At 72.5% G+C, this 16971-nt stretch carries 17 protein-coding genes; 8 read left to right on the top strand and 9 right to left on the bottom strand.

What is annotated here, in order from left to right:
• Positions 1-9: 9 nt before the first annotated feature.
• On the top strand, positions 10-1032 hold the full coding sequence (locus tag SJY07_RS03680) for an acetamidase/formamidase family protein (protein ID WP_328295589.1): 1023 nt from the start codon (positions 10-12) through the stop codon (positions 1030-1032).
• 11 nt (positions 1033-1043) lie between these two features.
• A complete protein-coding gene (locus SJY07_RS03675; RefSeq protein WP_380157107.1) occupies positions 1044-1802 on the top strand; it encodes an SDR family NAD(P)-dependent oxidoreductase in 759 nt (252 codons plus the stop codon).
• A 3-nt stretch (positions 1803-1805) separates the two neighbouring features.
• Here SJY07_RS03675 and SJY07_RS03670 read toward each other — a convergent pair whose 3' ends face one another.
• The 4 genes from SJY07_RS03670 to glnA form a co-directional block, all read right to left on the bottom strand.
• A complete protein-coding gene (locus SJY07_RS03670) occupies positions 1806-2660 on the bottom strand; it encodes a hypothetical protein (RefSeq protein WP_380157105.1) in 855 nt (284 codons plus the stop codon).
• A 59-nt stretch (positions 2661-2719) separates the two neighbouring features.
• Positions 2720-3526: a right-handed parallel beta-helix repeat-containing protein gene (locus SJY07_RS03665; protein WP_380157103.1), complete on the bottom strand. Its 807-nt coding sequence runs from the start codon at positions 3524-3526 to the stop codon at positions 2720-2722.
• A gap of 78 nt (positions 3527-3604) precedes the next feature.
• Complete coding sequence (locus SJY07_RS03660; RefSeq protein WP_380157102.1) at positions 3605-4540, bottom strand: hypothetical protein; 936 nt, start codon at positions 4538-4540, stop codon at positions 3605-3607.
• A 160-nt stretch (positions 4541-4700) separates the two neighbouring features.
• Positions 4701-6125: a type I glutamate--ammonia ligase gene (gene glnA / locus SJY07_RS03655; RefSeq protein WP_328295594.1), complete on the bottom strand. Its 1425-nt coding sequence runs from the start codon at positions 6123-6125 to the stop codon at positions 4701-4703.
• A gap of 162 nt (positions 6126-6287) precedes the next feature.
• On the opposite strand from glnA, the gene SJY07_RS03650 reads away from it, so the two are divergent.
• Positions 6288-6704, top strand: a complete 417-nt coding sequence (locus SJY07_RS03650; RefSeq protein WP_328295595.1) for an RDD family protein — start codon at positions 6288-6290, stop codon at positions 6702-6704.
• Between the two features lie 89 nt (positions 6705-6793).
• On the opposite strand, the gene SJY07_RS03645 is transcribed toward SJY07_RS03650, so the two are convergent.
• From SJY07_RS03645 to SJY07_RS03635, 3 genes are read right to left on the bottom strand one after another with little or no spacing between them, the layout of a single operon-like run.
• On the bottom strand, positions 6794-7525 hold the full coding sequence (locus tag SJY07_RS03645) for a DUF4191 domain-containing protein (protein WP_328295596.1): 732 nt from the start codon (positions 7523-7525) through the stop codon (positions 6794-6796).
• A gap of 37 nt (positions 7526-7562) precedes the next feature.
• Positions 7563-8564 carry a lipoyl synthase gene (gene lipA, locus SJY07_RS03640; protein WP_328295597.1) on the bottom strand — a complete coding sequence of 334 codons (1002 nt, stop codon included), beginning with the start codon at positions 8562-8564 and terminating at the stop codon, positions 7563-7565.
• 21 nt (positions 8565-8585) lie between these two features.
• A complete protein-coding gene (locus SJY07_RS03635) occupies positions 8586-9962 on the bottom strand; it encodes a serine hydrolase domain-containing protein (protein ID WP_380157098.1) in 1377 nt (458 codons plus the stop codon).
• Between the two features lie 50 nt (positions 9963-10012).
• On the opposite strand from SJY07_RS03635, the gene SJY07_RS03630 reads away from it, so the two are divergent.
• Positions 10013-10945, top strand: a complete 933-nt coding sequence (locus SJY07_RS03630) for an LLM class F420-dependent oxidoreductase (protein WP_380157096.1) — start codon at positions 10013-10015, stop codon at positions 10943-10945.
• 163 nt (positions 10946-11108) lie between these two features.
• Positions 11109-11999 (top strand): glycosyltransferase family 2 protein, encoded by an 891-nt coding sequence (locus tag SJY07_RS03625; protein WP_380157094.1) that lies wholly within the window; start codon positions 11109-11111, stop codon positions 11997-11999.
• A gap of 31 nt (positions 12000-12030) precedes the next feature.
• Here the strand turns inward: SJY07_RS03625 and lipB are convergent, their stop codons facing one another.
• A complete protein-coding gene (lipB, locus tag SJY07_RS03620) occupies positions 12031-12678 on the bottom strand; it encodes a lipoyl(octanoyl) transferase LipB (protein WP_380162141.1) in 648 nt (215 codons plus the stop codon).
• Positions 12679-12773: 95 nt separating this feature from the next.
• Here lipB and SJY07_RS03615 point away from each other — a divergent pair, with 95 nt between their 5' ends.
• From SJY07_RS03615 to SJY07_RS03605, 3 genes are read left to right on the top strand one after another with little or no spacing between them, the layout of a single operon-like run.
• Complete coding sequence (locus SJY07_RS03615) at positions 12774-14156, top strand: amidohydrolase family protein (protein WP_380157092.1); 1383 nt, start codon at positions 12774-12776, stop codon at positions 14154-14156.
• Complete coding sequence (locus tag SJY07_RS03610; RefSeq protein ID WP_380157090.1) at positions 14153-14653, top strand: nucleoside deaminase; 501 nt, start codon at positions 14153-14155, stop codon at positions 14651-14653. Before SJY07_RS03615 ends, SJY07_RS03610 begins: the two co-directional genes overlap by 4 nt.
• A gap of 7 nt (positions 14654-14660) precedes the next feature.
• On the top strand, positions 14661-16187 hold the full coding sequence (locus SJY07_RS03605) for a PucR family transcriptional regulator (RefSeq protein WP_380157088.1): 1527 nt from the start codon (positions 14661-14663) through the stop codon (positions 16185-16187).
• A gap of 192 nt (positions 16188-16379) precedes the next feature.
• Here SJY07_RS03605 and SJY07_RS03600 read toward each other — a convergent pair whose 3' ends face one another.
• Positions 16380-16931 (bottom strand): hypothetical protein, encoded by a 552-nt coding sequence (locus SJY07_RS03600; protein WP_380157086.1) that lies wholly within the window; start codon positions 16929-16931, stop codon positions 16380-16382.
• Positions 16932-16971: the final 40 nt, after the last annotated feature.

Below are 16971 nucleotides of genomic sequence, written 5' to 3'. Positions count from 1 at the left end.
TGGAGGACCGTGCACCCCGACGTCGAGATCGTGGAGTTCACCCCGACCCCCGAGCAGTACGCCTGGACGTTCGGCGGGGTCGCGCCGGTGATGACCGTGCGTCCCGGGACGGCCCTGCGGTTGTGGAGCGACGACGCCTTCTGCGGGAGGCTGCGTTCCGTCGCGGACCTGCCCGGCGCCTCGCTGCAGATGCCGTTCGTCAACCCGCAGACCGGGCCGTTCTTCGTCGAGGGCGCCGAACCGGGCGACACCCTGGTCCTGCACCTGGCCGAACTGACGCCGGCCCGGACCTGGGGCGCCTCGGCGCTCATCCCGTTCTTCGGGGGGCTCACCGGCACCGACCGCACGGCCACCCTGCAGCCCGCGCTGCCCGAGCGGACCTGGATCTACCAGCTCGACTCCGCGGCCGGCACCGTCGCGTTCGAGGCCTCCGCGGGGGACTTCCGCGTCGCGCTGCCGCTCGAACCCATGCTCGGCACCATCGGGGTGGCCCCGGCGGCCGGGGAGGTCCGTTCGTCGCTGGTCCCGGACTCCTTCGGCGGCAACATGGACACCCCCGAGGCCAAGGCCGGCACGACGGTCTACCTGCGGGTCAACGTCCCCGGGGCGCTGTTCTCCCTGGGCGACGGGCACTACCGCCAGGGCGAGGGCGAGTCCTGCGGAACGGCCGTGGAGGGCGCGATGAACTCGCTCGTCCTGGTCGACCTCGTCAAGGGTTCCGCCGGTTTCCCCGCCCCGGCCTGGCCGCGGATGGAGTCCGACACCCACTGGACGGTCGTGGGTTCCTCCCGCCCGCTCGAGGACGCCTGGCGCATCGGCCAGGTCGAGGCGGTCGGCTGGCTCGAGGAGCTCTACGGACTGGAGACCCTCGACGCCTACCAGTTGCTCTCCCAGATCAGCGAGGTCCCGCTGGCCAACGCCGTCGACGTGAACTACAGCGTGCCGACGAAGCTCCCGAAACGCCTGCTGCCCACGCCGAAGCCCGCCTACGACGGCGCCCACGACCGGTTGCGCGCCCTCGCGCGCGGCTGAGAGGAGAACTGGTGGACCTGCAGCTGGACGGTGCCCGCGTCCTGGTGACCGGCGGGACGAAGGGGATCGGCGCGGCCATCGTCGCGGAGTTCCTGGCCGAGGGGGCCGACGTCGCGATGTGCGCGCGGACGGCCGACGACGTCGAGGCGGCTGTCGCGGCCGCGGGCGGACCGGGGACCCTGCGCGGTGCCGTCGTGGACGTCGCCCACCGGGACGAGGTGTTCGTCTGGGTGGACGACGTCGTCGCCGAACTCGGCGGGATCGACGCCGTCGTCGCGAACGTCAGCGCCATCGCCGCGGCCAACGACCAGGAGTCCTGGCGGTTGTCGCTCGACGTCGACCTCATGGGCACCGTCGCCCTGGTGGACGCCTCCCTGCCGCACCTGCGCCGCGGGGGCGGAGGGTCCATCGTGACGATCGGCAGCGTCTCCGGCCGCGAGGTCGACGCCTTCGCCGGCCCCTACGGGACGGTCAAGGCCGCCCTCGTCGCCTACACCCAGGGTCTCGCCCACCAGTTCGCCGCGGAGGGGGTGCGGGCGAACACCGTCTCACCGGGCAACACCTACTTCGAGGGTGGGGTGTGGCAGCTGACCGAACGCAACGACCCGCAGTTCTTCGCCGAGGCCCTGGCCCTGAACCCCACCGGCCGGATGGCGACCCCCGAGGAGATCGCCCGGCCGGTGGTGTTCCTGTCCAGCCCCGCGGCCAGCTTCGTCACCGGGACCAACCTCGTGGTGGACGGTGCCCTCACCCGCGGCGTGCAGTTGTAGCGCTCAGAAGCAAGGGGCCTTCGGGAAGTCCGGGGCGGGGCCACCCAGCACGAACACCGTGCAGCCGACGGTGGGGAGCTGGTCGGGGAACCCCTCACTGGCGATGTGCTGGTCGTTGTGGCTGAAGAACGACCGGACGACCGAGGAACCACCGCAGACGAAGTAGTCGATCCCGGTGCTGTTGTCGGCGACCACGGAGTCGGCGACGAAGACGGCGCTCTCCGAGCAACCCGCCGCGGTGCCGTTGCGGCGCAACAACGACTTCTCCACCCGGACGGGGCCACCTTCGAGGGCCTGGAGGCCGAGGCCGTTGCCGGTGACCTCGCTGGCGGTCACCCGGAGTTCTCCGCCGTACTCGGCCCGGGCGCCGGTGTCGTTGCCCACGAGCGCGGAACCGGTCAGCGTCGTGGCGGCACCGGCGACCTCGAGACCGAGGTCGCCGTTCCGGTTGACCTGCAGGCGGTCCAGCACCACCGTCGCCGGGGGACCCTGGTCGTCGGTGGGGGGCAGGTCCGGCAGGTCGAAACCGCCGGCGTACTCGTACTCGTTCTCCGGCGTGCCGGTGTAGACGCCGACCGGGAACCCGACGACCTCGCCGCCGGAGACGGTGACCCCGTCGGCGGTCACGGAGACGCCGATTCCGGCGCTGCCGACGATGGAGTGCCCACCGAGGTCGAGGGTGACCCCTGGGGTGTCGATGCGCAGTCCCGGGCCGTCCTCGCAGTACAGGGACTCGGTGAGCCGGGTGTTCGTGGTGAGGGCGTCCCCGCAGGCCACCGGGTCGTTCGCCGCGGCGGCGGTTCCGGCTCCGGCGAACAGCAGGGCGGGGACGAGCAGGGTGGTGGCGAGTAATCGCACGGGGTGGTCCTCTCTCGGATCCTCACGAGTGGTCACAGTGGTGGGAAGAGATCGCGAACTCAGGGGCAGGGCACGGCGGCGGGAGCCGAGCGCCCGTCGAGGAAGCGCGTGCAGGAGAAGGCGATCTGGCGGGTCGCCAGGGCGGGATCCACGACCTGCACGTCGTTGTGGACGAAGAGGCTGCCTGCGACCGACGAGCCGGCGCACCCGTTCACGCGCACCGCGGTCCCGCTGTCGAGGACGACCGAGCGTCGTACGTGGAGCGTCCCGGCGTCGCAGTCCAGCGCCCGCTGGTTGCTGCGGACCGTGGAGTCCGTGATGCGCACGTCGCCACCGTCGTAGGCGGAGACCGCGGTCGGGTTGCGGGCCAGGTCGGACCCCTCGACCGAGACGACGCCGTCACCTTCGGCGAGGACGCCCCGGGAGTTGGCGCGCACCTGCGAGTCGCGCAGCACCGCCTCGCCGTCGCTGTCGATCCCGGTGATGTTGCGCAGCAACGTGACCCGCTCGACGGTCGCCGAGGCGCCGCCCCAGACGGAGATCCCCTCGCCGAAGGCGGTGACGGTCCCGCCCCGCACGACGACGTCACGTCCCTGGACGAGCACCCCGGACGAGCCGCCGCCGACGATGCGGTGCCCCGCCAGGTCGAGGACGACGCCGTCCCCCCTGACGACGAGTCCGTTCCCTGCGTCGGGACAGACCAGGTCCTCGGTCAGCGTCGTGTCGACGGTGAGTTCGGCCCCGCAGGGCAGGCGAGCGGCTGCGTGGGCCGGAGCCGCCGAGAGGGACAGCGCCCCGAGGGCGAGGACGAAACCCGCGGTCCGCAGGCTCCGGGTCAGAGAACCCTGGCCGGTGCTTCGTCGCACGGTGTCCCACCTCCACGTCGCAGCGTTGTGAGTACTGACAGTACCCACAACACCACACGTCGTGGAGTTTCTCCGCGATCAGGCGTTGACGAACTGCACGTCGCTGATGGCCGTGCGGTCGAAGCGCCCACCCGCGCCCGGTCGGGTCACGGAGTCGACGGTGAGGGCCACGGAACTCGCCTCCACCGCGGGGACGGGCACGCGTTGCAGGGCACGGTCGCCGTCGCGCAACTGTTGCTGCACCGTCACGGGTCCGGTCGGGGTGGTGAACGTCCAGGTCACCGCGAGGATGCGCCGACCCTGCGTGTAGCGGTCGGTACCGTCGTGGGGGTCGACCTTCGCGAAGCCGTTCACCAGCCCGACCTCGGTGATGCGCACGGGGGAGTCGAAGGCGAACTCCAGCGTCGAACCCGAGGCGTTGCCCTCGGTGCGCCACGCCGTGCTCGGGTCGCCGTCCAGGACGTTCGCGGCCCGGTAGGTGGTCGTGCGTCCGGCGGAGTCCGCGGAGTCCGGTGACGTGCTGGGCGCGGTGACCTTCGACGGCGCGAGCACCCCGGTGGGGTACTGGACGGTGGGGGTGGCCTCGGCCGTCGCGGGGGGAGCGCTCACCGGCACCGGGTCGGCGGAGAGGGTGGCCGCGGGGGTGGAGGGGGCCGCGGAACGCGTCGTAGCCGCCTGCACCGTCCTCGTGGTGTCCTCGTCGGGTTTCAGCAGCCACCACGCGGCGATCCCCACGGCCGCGACGAGGGCGACGGAGAACACCGCGATGATCTGCCGGGACTGGCGTCGGGAAGGACCCCGACCGTGGGACCGGGCCGCCCGGCGCGTCGGGTCCGGTCGGTGGACGACCTCGAGCCGGTCCGGCGCGACCACCCCGACGGCCCCGTCGCGCGGGGATCCGCACGTCCAGCAGAAGGTGTCGGCCTCACGCATGCCTGCGCGGCAGGCCGGGCAGATCGTCGTCGTCGGCACGTCGGAGGATCCCCGTCCTTGGGTGTTCTGGGCAACTGCCACGGCGACGTCCTGTCCCCGGGAGATCACAAGGTACCCCCGGCCGGGGTCCAGGGTCAGCCCCCCGGCCGGGGTGGAGCGGAACGGACGGAGCCCCCGTCCCGACGCGGTCGGCGTCGGGACGGGGGCTCCGGGAACTCACCGCGAGATCGTGGTCCGAGGATCAGATGTCGTAGTAGAGCTCGAACTCGTGCGGGTGCGGACGCAACCGGATCGGGTCGATCTCGTTGGTGCGCTTGTAGTCGATCCACGTCTCGATGAGGTCGGGCGTGAACACGCCGCCCTCGAGGAGGTACTCGTGGTCGGCTTCGAGGGCGTCGAGCACGGAACCCAGGTCGTAGGGGACCGTCTTGATGTTCGCGTGCTCCTCGGGCGGGAGCTCGTAGAGGTCCTTGTCGACCGGGTCGGCCGGTTCGATGCGGTTCTTGATGCCGTCGAGGCCGGCCATCAGCTGCGCCGCGAACGCGAGGTACGGGTTCGCCGACGGGTCCGGCACGCGGAACTCGATGCGCTTGGCCTTGGGCGAGTTGCCCGTGATCGGGATGCGGATGCAGGCCGAGCGGTTGCGGGCCGAGTAGACCAGGTTCACCGGTGCCTCGTAGCCCGGGACCAGACGGTGGTAGGAGTTCACCGTCGGGTTGGTGAAGGCCAGCAGCGACGGCGCGTGGTGCAGCAGACCGCCGATGTACCAGCGCGCGAGGTCGGAGAGACCGCCGTAGCCCTTCTCGTCGTAGAAGAGGGGCTCGCCGTCCTTCCAGAGCGACTGGTGGCAGTGCATGCCGGAACCGTTGTCACCGAACAGCGGCTTGGGCATGAAGGTCACGGTGTGACCGTTGCGCAGCGCCACGTTCTTGATGATGTACTTGAAGAGCAGCAGCTGGTCGCCGGCGTTCTTCAGGGTGTCGAACCGGTAGTTGATCTCGGCCTGACCGGCGGTGCCCACCTCGTGGTGCGCGCGCTCGACGCTGAGACCGGCCTTCTCCAGCTCCACGACCATCTCGTCCCGCAGGTCCGAGAAGTGGTCGATCGGCGCGACGGGGAAGTAGCCACCCTTGTACCGGGTCTTGTACCCGAGGTTGCCACCCTCCTCCTTGCGACCGGTGTTCCACGCGGCCTCGATGGAGTCGATGTGGTAGTACGACTCGCGCTGGTTCGTCTCGAAGCGCACGTCGTCGAAGATGTAGAACTCGGCCTCGGGGCCGAAGAAGACGGTGTCGGCGATGCCGGTCGTCTTCAGGTACGCCTCGGCCTTGGCCGCGATGTTGCGCGGGTCCCGGCTGTACGCCTCGTTCGTGAACGGGTCCACGATCGAGTGGTTGATGACGAGGGTCTTCTCCTTGCGGAACGGGTCCAGGAAGGCCGACGTCGGGTCCGCGATGAGCTTCATGTCCGACTCGTGGATGGCCTGGAAGCCGCGGATCGAGGATCCGTCGAACATCTGGCCCTCGGAGAGCGCGTCGAGGTCGAGCGTCTTCGCGGGGATGGTGAAGTGCTGCATCACGCCCGGCAGGTCGCAGAACCGGATGTCGACGAACTTCACGTCCTCACTCGCGATGTAGTCGAGGACCTCTTGGGCGTTGCTGAACATCCAACCTCCAGAAACGGATCCGGCCCGGATGTCGAGCCGCCGCGGACGCGCTGACCGTAGGGGCACGATGTTTCGTGCTCGTTACGACCGCGTTTCCGGCAGCTTACCGAGATCGTGGAGGTGGGGACAGGGAGACCCGCCGAGCCCACGTACGCTGACCGGGTGGCCGAGCGATCGATCGAGAACACGCCCCCGCAACCCGCCGGGGTCCGGCTCGGACTGCCCGTCGAGGGCCGCGGCTCCGTGGCCGGCTGGGGACGTCGCTTCCTCGGGGTGCTCGTCGACTGGGTGATCGCGAGCCTCATCGCCCGCGCCTTCCTCACGTCCCTGGGGGCCCAGTTCGGTCCGCTGCTGGTCTTCTTCGTCATGCACCTGCTGCTGGTGTCCACGATCGGGATGACGATCGGCCACGCCGTCGTCGGGATCGCGGTGCGGCGCCTGGACGGGCGTCCCGTCGGCTTCGTCGCCGGCTTCGCCCGCGCGCTGCTGCTGAGCATCGTCATCCCCGCGGTCATCACCGACCCCGACCGCCGCGGGCTGCACGACAAGGCCGCCCAGGTGGTCGTCGTGCGGCGCTGACCGCCCCGCGCACGACGAAGCCCGCCGCTCTGCGCGACCTCGACGGTCGTGCGAACGGCGGGCTTCCCCGTTGCGGTGCGAGCGGGCGGTCAGCGACCGCGCATGGCCCGACGGTCCGGGCGGGCGCGCATCGGGTCGATGCCCTTGGGCACGGGGGGACGGATGCCGCCGAGGGCCTTGAGGCGCTTCTGCACGGTGGCCACCTCGTCCTTGGTCAGCTGCGGCTTGAGGCGCTGGACGCGCGACGCCAGCTTGCGCAGCGGCACCTCGTTCTCGCCGCCACCGTCGCCGACGGTGAACAGGTGCACCGGGACGTTGGGCGCGATCCGGTTGACCTTGCGGCGTTCGGCCTCGAGCAGCTTCTTGACCCGGGTCGGCGGGCCGTCCCCGACGAGGACGATCCCGGCGCGACCGGTCGCGCGGAAGACCATGTCCTGGCTGCGGGCCTCGGCGGCGACGGGTTCCTGCTCGATCGTCCAGCCGCGGCGGATGGAGCTCAGGGCCGCACCGGCGGCACCCTTCTGCCCGTCGAGGTTCATGTAGGCGGCGCGCTCGGCGCGCCGGCCGAGCAGGAACATCGCGAGCAGGACGCCGACCATGACGCCGAGGATCGTGAAGTAGATCGGGTGGTCCACGAGCAGGCCCAGGACGAGACCCACCACGATCGGCCCCAGCAGGGCCGCCAGCAGCACCCACTTCGCGCCCGGGTCGACCCGGACGGTCATGTCGTAGACCTGCTTCAGCTGGCGGGTCCGGGCGAACCGCTGCTTCTTCGGCTTCTCTGCCGGGGTCGCGCCCGCAGGCTTCTCACGTCGTGCCATGCGGGCAAGGATACGGCCCCGGCCGGGGAGCCCCGGATCAGCGCGCGAGCAGGCTGGACGCCTCCTGTGCGGCGGGGCTCTCCTTGTCCAGGTGGGCCAGCTGCTCGGGGAGGGCGACACCGCGCTTCTTCATCGCCTGCGCCCACAGGCGGCCCGCCCGGTAGGACGAGCGGACCAGCGGACCGGCCATGACCCCGGAGAAGCCGAGGCGCTCGGCCGCCTCGGAGAACTCCACGAACTTCTCCGGCTTCACCCACCGCGCCACGGGGTGGTGGCGCGGGGTGGGTCGCAGGTACTGGGTGATGGTGATGATGTCGCAGCCCGCACCGTGCAGGTCGGCCAGCGCCTCGAGGACCTCCTCGTCGGTCTCACCCATGCCGAGGATGAGGTTCGACTTCGTGACCAGCCCGGCGTCGCGGCCCTGGGTGATCACGTCGAGGGAACGGTCGTAGCGGAACGCCGGGCGGATGCTCTTGAAGATGCGCGGGACGGTCTCGACGTTGTGCGCGAACACCTCGGGCCGGGCGTCGAACACCTGCTGCAGCAGGTCCGGGCGGCCGTTGAAGTCCGGGACGAGGATCTCCACGCCCGTGCCCTCGTTGTGCGCGTGGGTCTGGCGGATCGTCTCGGCGTAGAGCCACGCGCCGCCGTCGGCCAGGTCGTCACGGGCGACCCCGGTGATCGTGGCGTAGCGCAGCCCCATCGTCGCGATCGACTCCGCGACGCGGCGGGGTTCGTCGCGGTCCAGCGGCGAGGGCTTGCCGGTGTCGATCTGGCAGAAGTCGCAGCGGCGGGTGCACTCCGAGCCCCCGATGAGGAAGGTGGCCTCGCGGTCCTCCCAGCACTCGTAGATGTTGGGGCAGCCCGCCTCCTCGCACACCGTGTGCAGTCCGCCGGACTTCACCAGGCCCTTGAGCTCGGTGTACTCCGGACCGGTGCGGGCCTTCGTGCGGATCCACGACGGCTTCCGCTCGATCGGCGTCTCGGCGTTGCGCGCTTCGATGCGCAGCATCCGCCGCCCTTCCGGTGCGAGAGTCACGCCCACCAGCCTACGTCGGGCTCACCCGCGAGGTGCCCACCCCCGGGGGTCGACCCCGCCGGGGACGTCGGCCCCGGGGTCGTAGGGGGTGCGGGTGAGGCGGAAGCTGGCCAGGTCCAGGTGGCCGACGGTGCCGTCGGCGCCGCGGACCGGGCGCAGCAGTTCGCCCGCGTAGTAGTTGTCCAGCCCGCGCCAGGTCCCGGGTTCGCCGGCGGGGACGAAGCGGGACGCCCGCCCGCGCCCGGTCATGCCCCCCAGCTCGAAGCCGTCGCCCGTGGCGCGGACCACCAGCGGCGTGGGCCCCCAGTACCAGGGCCCGACGAGCTCGAGGACGTCGCCGGGGACCTCCCGCGGGACCCACGGCGCGGGGGAGAGCGGTTCCTGCGTCGCGAGGGTCGACAGCAACCGGCTCGGCAGGTCCCCGAACCCCGACGTCGAGTTCGTCAGGGCGATGACCGCGTCGCCGGTCTCGACGTCGACGCGCAGCATGGCCACGAACCCCGGCATCGACCCGGAGTGGCCGGCGTGGCGGCGGCCCTCGACGTTCCAGAGCTGCAACCCCAGGCCGTAGCCGACCGACCAGGGTCCCCCGCGGGCGTCGTCGACGCTCTGCGGTTCCCACATCGCCTCGACGGTGTCGCGCCGCAGCACCGGCGAGGTACCGGCGACGACGCCCACCCAGCGCGCGAGGTCGGCGACCGTCGACCAGATCTGGCCGGCGGGGGCCATCGCGCCGGCGTCGTGCTCGGGTTCGGGCAGGACGACGTCGGCCCACGGGTGCACGGCCAGACCGCGGGCGGCGGGGGCCTGCGGGCGCATCGAGGTGCGCGACATGCCGAGGGGGAGGAGGAACTGGGTCGCGACGACGTCGCGCCACGTGCTGTCGCGGACCCGTCCCACGAGCTCGCCGAGGACGCCGAAACCGACGTTGGAGTAGTGGAAGCGGGTGCCCGGGCGGTGCCGCACGGCGGAGGCGCCGAGGATCGGGAGGAGGGAGCCCCAGTCGCCGCCCTCCGTGCGCTCCCACCAGGGCCCGTCGGTCTCGGCCTGCACGCCGCCGGCCTGGCCGAGCAGCTGGCCGACGCTCACCCGCCCCACGCCGTCGGTGAGCTCGGGCAGGTGCGCGCGCACCGGGTCCTCGAGACCGACGAGACCGTCCTCGACGGCGCGCATCACCGCGGCCGCGACGAACGTCTTCGAGATCGACCCGACCCGGTACTGGGTGTCGCGTGCGTCCAGGGGGGCCTCGACCCCGGTGCTCCCGGCGGCGGCGCTCCAGACCAGGCGCCCGCCGCGCACGAGACCGGCCACCACCGAGGGCAACCGGGAACTGGTCTGCTCACGGGCGAGCAGGTGCTCGAGGGTGCGGGTGGTGCCCGGCAGCAACGTGACGTCCATGCTCCGACCCTGCCAGAGCTCGCCTCCGGGCCACCCGGCAGGATCGGGGCGTGGACCTGCGCATCTTCACCGAACCCCAGCAAGGCGCCAGCTACGAGGACCTGCGACGGGTGGCCGTGGCCGCCGAGCAGACCGGGTTCTCGGCGTTCTTCCGTTCCGACCACTACCTGACCATGGGCGGCTCCGGCCTGCCCGGCCCGACCGACGCGTGGACGACGCTGGCCGCGCTGGCCCGCGACACCACCTCGATCCGCCTGGGCACGCTCGTCAGCTCCGCGACCTTCCGCCACCCCGGGGTGCTGGGCATCCAGGTGGCCCAGGTCGACGAGATGTCCGGCGGCCGCGTCGAACTCGGCCTCGGGACCGGGTGGTGCGAGGAGGAGCACACCGCCTACGGCATCCCGTTCCCCTCGCTGAAGGAACGCTTCGACCGCTTCGCCGAGCAGCTCGCCCTCATCACCGGGTCCTGGGCGACGCCCGTGGGGGAGACGTTCGACTTCGCCGGTGAGCACTACCGGCTGACGGGCTCGCCGGCGCTGCCCAAACCCGTCCAGTCGCCGCCGCCGATCATCGTCGGCGGGGCCGGGAAGAAGCGCGGGGCGGCGCTGGCGGCGCAGTACGCGGCCGAGTTCAACTCCGGGTTCTCCTCACCGGCCGACACGGCCGCCGCCTTCGGCCGGGTGCGTGAGGCGTGCTCGCTCGTGGGGCGCGACCCCGCCTCGCTGGCCTACTCCTCCGCCCTCGTCGTGTGCTGCGGCCGGGACGAGGAGGAGGTGGCCCGCCGGGCGCGGCACATCGGCTCGGAGGGCCGCGACCCCGACGAACTGCGGCAGAACGGGCTCGCCGGAACGCCCGCGGAGGTCGTCGACGCGATCGGTCGCTACGCCGAGGCCGGGGTCGAACGGATCTACCTGCAGATCTGGGACCTGGACGACCTCGACCACCTCGAGCTGATCGCCGCCGAGGTCGCACCCCAGCTCTGACCCCCCGGTGTCGTCCCTCCCCCACACGGCGGGAGGGATGACGCACGGTCCGCCTGGGGTGACGGTGTCACCCCAGGTGAGAGTTGTGGTGGCGGTCCCGGCCGGTGCACCCTCGCAGCAGTCGACACCGAGTTCCGGGGTCGGGTCAGGGTGGGAGGGCACAGTGCGGGAGCACGAACGTGCGGATGCGCCCACGGTCAGCGTCGGCGTCCCCGTCTACAACGGCGAGGCGTACCTCGAGCAGACCCTCGAGGCGCTGCTGGACCAGTCGTACACCGACTTCGAGCTCATCGTCTGCGACAACGCCTCGACCGACCGCACGCGCGAGATCGCGGAGGGGTTCGCCGCCCGCGACGACCGCGTCCGCTACCTGCGCAACCCGAGGAACATCGGTCTCGCGAAGAACTTCAACCGGGTGTTCCAGCTCTCCCGCGGGAAGTACTTCCGCTGGGCGATGGCCGACGACCTCGTCGACCGCACCAACCTCGCGGACTGCGTCGCCGCCCTCGAGGCGGATCCCGGGGTGGTGCTCGCCGTGCCGACCTGGGACCTCATCGACGCCGAGGGGCGCCCCGCCCGCGGCGACCGGGAACTGGCCTCGTTCAGCTGGGACGAGGACCCGGGTCGCCGGATGGCGCAGTTCCTCGACATGATCAACGGCCGCTCCTCGATCGCGGTGCTGGCCTACCTGTCCGGGCTGATCCGCAGCGAGGCCGTGTGGGGGACCGACCAGCTCGGCAGCTACCCGTGCTCGGACCAGGTCCTCCTCGGGCAACTGCTGCTGCGTGGCCGGTTCGTGGAGGTGGCGACCCCGTCCCTGCACGTCCGGTTGCACGAGGCCTCGGCCGGCCACGGGATCGGCACCGGTGACTACGCCGCCGTCCACCGCACGTTCTTCCCCGACAACCCGCCAGCGAACCTGTTGCGCTGGAGGGCGACCCGCTACCGCAAGATGTGGGACGTCCTGCGCGACGCCGCGAGCTCGTCCTCGCAGCGTCTCGCGCTGCAGGCCCGCTACGCCAAGGGTTCGGCCATCCAGCTGCTCCCGATCTGAACCCCCGGTCCGAGCCCGCCGCCGGGATACCTCAGCCGGGGAGGTGCGCGGCGGGGAGGAGTTCCTCGACGACGTCCGCGGCGTCGAGGACGCCGACGCGGTGCCCCGACCGGGCGCTCAGCGACGCCGCCCCGGCGTCGGGCAGACCGCAGGGGACGATGTGGCTGAAACCCCGCAGGTCGGTGTCGCAGTTCAGGGCGAAACCGTGCATCGTCACCCCCTTCGCGACCCGCACCCCGATCGCGGCGAGCTTGCCCTCCGAACGCCACCCGGGGGCCAGCGGTTCGGCTCCCGTCCAGACGCCGGTGCGGTCCGCCACGCGGTAGCCCTCGACACCGAACCGGGCGCAAACCGCGATGAGGAGTTCCTCGAGGCGGCGCACGTACCCCACGACGTCCAGCGCCCCGTGCAGCCGCACGATCGGGTACCCCACGAGTTGTCCCGGTCCGTGCCAGGTGATCCGCCCACCGCGGTCGACGTCGACGACGGGGGTTCCGTCGTCGGGACGTTCCCAGGAGTTCGTCCGCCTGCCGGCGGTGTAGACGGGGGCGTGCTCCAGCAGGAGGACGGTGTCCGGTCGATCACCCGCGACGACCTCGGCGTGCCGGGCCCGCTGCAGCGCCCAGGCTTCGCGGTAGTCGACCGGGCGCGACCCCAGGGCGACCCGCTCGACCTGCAGCGCCGCCACCCCGAGCTCCGGTCCCCGCACCGGGTCAGCCTACGACGCGCGGTCCCGGGGTCCCCGCCCGCCGGCGGTTCTGGGACCCTGTGCCCGTGCCCCTCACCACCACCTACACCGCCGACGTCGTGGTGCCGCTCGCGGGCGCCGGTCCCGAGCGGCACCGCATCCTCGCCCCCGGGGCCGTTGCCGTCAGCGGCCAGACGATCGTGGCGGTCGGGACGCCCGAGGACGTGCAGGCCGCTCACCCCGACGCCACCGTGGAGCACCTGCCCGGCCGGGTCCTCATGCCCGGTCTGGTCAACGCCCACCACCACTCCGGTCTGCTGCGCGGTACCGCCGAGCACCTGCCGGTCTGGGAGTGGCTCCGGCTGCACATCGACCCGATGCACCGGGTGCTGCGCCCCGAGGAGGCCGAGGCGGCCGCGTGGCTCTGCTACGCCGAGGGTCTGCTCTCCGGCACGACGACCGTCGTCGACATGTGGCGCTACCTCGACGGCGCCGCCCGGGCCGCCACGCAGCTGGGGAACCGCCTCGTCACCGTGAACTACGTCGGGGCCCACCCCGAGCACGACTACTTCGACACCCTCGACGACAACGAGCGCATGCTGCGCGATTGGGCCGGTGCCGCCGACGGCCGCATCGTGCCCTGGGTCGGTCTCGAACACCCCTTCTACGCCGACGAGGCCGGTCAGCGCCGCGCCATCGCCCTGGCCAACGAGTACGGCACGGGGCTGTACACGCACTGCTCCGAGGCGGAGGTCGAGATCGAGCAGTTCCAGCAGCGCTACGGCGCCCGTCCGGTGCACGCCCTCGACCGGTTGGGTTTCTTCGACACCCCGCGCACGGTCCTGGCCCACGCCGTCTGGCTGGACCCGTCCGAGATCGAACTCCTCGCCGCCCGCGGTGGCGGCGTCTCGCACAACCCGGTCAGCAACATGAAGCTCGCGAGCGGTTTCGCCCCCGTCGCCGAACTCCTCGAGGCCGGGGTGGCCGTCGGGATCGGCAGCGACGGCGAGAAGGAGAACAACAACCTCGACCTGTTCGAGGAGATGAAGGTGGCCTCCCTGCTCGGGAAGCTGCGCACGCTCGACGCGGCGGCCATGGACTCCTGGCAGGTCCTCGAGATGGCGACCCGCGGCGGTGCCCGCGCCATGGGGCTCGACGAGACCACGGGATCGCTGGAACCGGGCAAGCAGGCCGACGTCATCGCCGTGCGCCTCGACACCCCGCGGATGACGCCGCTGTTCACCGCAGGCCCCTACACCAACGTCCACCACAACCTCGTCCACGCCGTCCGGGGGTCCGACGTCGACCTGACGATGGTCGCCGGGAAGGTCGTCGTCCGCGGTGGGGAACTCCTCACGGCGGACCTGCACGAGGTCATCGCCCGGGCGAACGCCGCCGTCCCCGGCCTCTTCGCCCGCCGCAGCGCCTGGCTCGCGGAGAACGGCGAGCCGGAAGGAGTCGTGCCGTGAGCACCGGAACCCCCGAGACCCCGGTCACCGAGACCGACCTCGCGCGTCTGCGCGACGCCATCGCGGTGTCGCGCCGGGCCCGCGAGAACGGCCAGCACCCCTTCGGGGCCGTGCTCGTCGACCCGTCCGGAGCCGTCGTCCTGGAGTCGGAGAACAGCGTCCCCGCTGACGGCGACTGCACCGCGCACGCCGAGCTGAAACTCGCCCGCGCCGCGTTCCAGGCCTTCGGGTCCGCCGCGCTGGCGGAGTTCACGCTCTACACCAGCGCCGAGGCCTGCGCGATGTGCTCCGGGGCGATCTACTGGTCGGGCATCGGCCGGGTCGTGCACGCCCTGAGCGAGGCCCGGCTGGCCGAACTCACCGGGGACCACGAGGAGAACCCGACCATGGCCCTCTCCAGCGCCGCCGTGCTCAACGCCGGGCAGCGGGTCGTGCGCGTGGCGGGCCCGGCGCTCGCCGACGAGGCCGCCGCGGTGCACGAGGGTTTCTGGGTCTGAGCCTCCCGTGAAGCTGTCGGAGCTGGTCGGGGTGCGCGCCCTCGGGCTGCGCGTCGTCGTCGGCGGCGGCACCGCAGGAGAACTCCCGGTCACCGGCGCGTTCATCACCGACCTGCCCGATCCGTCGCGGTTCCTCGGTCCGGGGACCGTCGTCCTCTCCAACGGTCTCTGGGTGGAACGCCCCGACGGCGTGGAGCGGTTCGTCCGGGCCCTGGTGGGCGCCCGCGCGACCGCACTGGTCCTGGGGCTGGTGGAACTCGGGGAGGTCCCGCCCGAACTCGTCGAGGTCGCCCGGCGCGAGGGGCTCGTCGTCGCGACGCTGCCCGAGGGTGCTTCCTTCGGCTCCGTCGTGCAGGCCGTCGTCGAGGGGGTCGGCGGTCCACCGTCGGCGACGTCGCCCGCGGCGGAACTCGCGGCGCGGATCCAGCAGACCGTCGCGGACGGGGCGCTGGACGGAGGACTGGCCCTCGTGCGGGACCGGTTCGGGGTGGACTGCTGGGTGGTCGACGACGACGGCACGGTGCCGGTGGTCGCGGGTAACCTCGACGCCGGGCTCGTCGTCGCCGTCTGGGCCGGGAAGGCCCCGTCCGTCGGAGTGACGTGGTGGCCGCTCGGGCCGCCGCCCTCGCGGGCCCGGCTGGTGGCCCACCACCCCGGTGCGGACCTCGTCCCGGAGGCGGCCCGGGCCTTCGACACGCTCGCCGCGGTGCTCCGCCCGGAACTGCGCTTCGCCCACCGGTCCCGCACGGCGCGCTGGGAGCGGACCTCCGGGCTCCTCGCCGCCGCCACCGACGAGTCCCTGCCCCGGGGGGAGGCCGCCGCGCTGTCCCGGCTGGCCGGGCTCGACCCGCAGGAACCCCTGCGGGTCCTGCTCGCCCGGACCACCGGAGTGGAGTTCCCGGTCGAGGCCCTCGTCGAACTGCTGGGCCGGGTCGGCGCGGGCGACGGTGTGCGGATCGCCGTCGGGCTGCACGCGGGCACCGCCACCGCCGTGCTCTCGGAACCTCCCGCCGCACCGGACCTGGGCACGCGCCTGACGCAGGTGCTGCCCGAACCCCTCGACCTGCTCGACGGGCGGACCCTCGTCGTGGCCACCAGTGACCCCGTGACCGGGGTCGGGGGGTTGGCGAGCGCGCTGGCCGTCGCCACCGAGCGCCTCGGGGAGTTCGACGCCCGCCCCGGGCCGGTGGCCGGAACCGTCGTGCTGCTGGACTCCTCGGCCGGCGGCGACCACCGGTCGTTGCTGCGGATGCTCCCCGCCGCCGCCCGGACGGCCTTCGCCGCGGGCGTCCTGGGCGAACTCGAGGACTACGACCGCCGCCACGGCGCCGACCTGGTGAGCACCGTGCGGGTCTTCCTCGACCACGGCGGGTCCTGGCAGGACGCCGCCCGGGCGCTGCACGTGCACCCCAACACCCTGCGCTACCGCATCGCCCGGATCGAGGAGGTCACCGGCCGCGACCTCTCCACCATCCGGGACCGCGTCGACGTGTTCCTGGCGCTGCAGTGCCGTCCCGCCCCCGGGGACGGCTGAACCCCGCACGCAGCTCGTCGCAACGTCGACGAAACACCGCGGAAACCTGGTGGTCGCAGGCACCGGGAGGGTGGGCTCGCGGCCCGGTGGTTTCGTCCGATCGCACGTGGCCGAACCCGCGTGCCGGGGAGTTCACTGGGGGCACCCCCACCCGTGGACAGGAGCACCGTGTCGAACAGCCCGACGTCGCCCTCAGGTCGTGGTGCCGTCGTCGGTCCCGCCACTCGTCCCGTCCGTGGTCCCGTCGGTGGTTCCGCCAGTCGTCCCGTCGGTGGTCCCGTCCTGCTGGTCGAGCTGCCCGCCCGAGCCGTCGCTCAGGTCCGGCGGTGCGCCGAACCGACCGGTGGAACCGTCGAGCTGTCCGGGGAACTGCCCGGTCGTGCCGGGGACGAGCTGGCCCGTCTGCCCCGTCGGCGACGTCGCCACACCTCCCGCGTTCGCGTGCCCGATGGCGTAACCGCCGGCCCCGCCGCCGACGAGGAGGACCAGTCCGGCACCGGTGAGCGCGAACGGCATCCAGCGCCTGCGACGGGTGGGGGCAGCGCCACCGGGGGCGAGCGGCGTCGCGGCCCAGTAGCTGCGCGGCCAGACCGGCGTGGTCGAGGGACCGGTCGTGGGACCGGTCGTGGCCAGGGCGGGGGCGCCGGTGAAACCGATCGGACTCGTACCGCTGGGGACCACGGTGCCCTCGACGGGCTGGTCGCGGCGGTGGTCGTCCTGCGGGCCACCAGGGGTGTGGTTCATCGCGCGTCCTCCTCGGATCGGGTGAGAACCCCACGGTGGG

This window comes from Kineococcus sp. R86509 (genome assembly GCF_042466365.1).
Classification (GTDB): Bacteria; Actinomycetota; Actinomycetes; order Actinomycetales; family Kineococcaceae; genus Kineococcus.
This window is presented reverse-complemented; position numbering and strand designations above follow the sequence as displayed.

Coding starts and splice junctions, on each gene's coding strand:
- glnA (WP_328295594.1), bottom strand. CDS start 6,125: ATGTTCAGCAACGCCCAAGAGGTCCTCGACTACATCGCGAGTGAGGAC.
- SJY07_RS03645 (WP_328295596.1), bottom strand. CDS start 7,525: ATGGCACGACGTGAGAAGCCTGCGGGCGCGACCCCGGCAGAGAAGCCG.
- SJY07_RS03635 (WP_380157098.1), bottom strand. CDS start 9,962: ATGGACGTCACGTTGCTGCCGGGCACCACCCGCACCCTCGAGCACCTG.
- SJY07_RS03600 (WP_380157086.1), bottom strand. CDS start 16,931: ATGAACCACACCCCTGGTGGCCCGCAGGACGACCACCGCCGCGACCAG.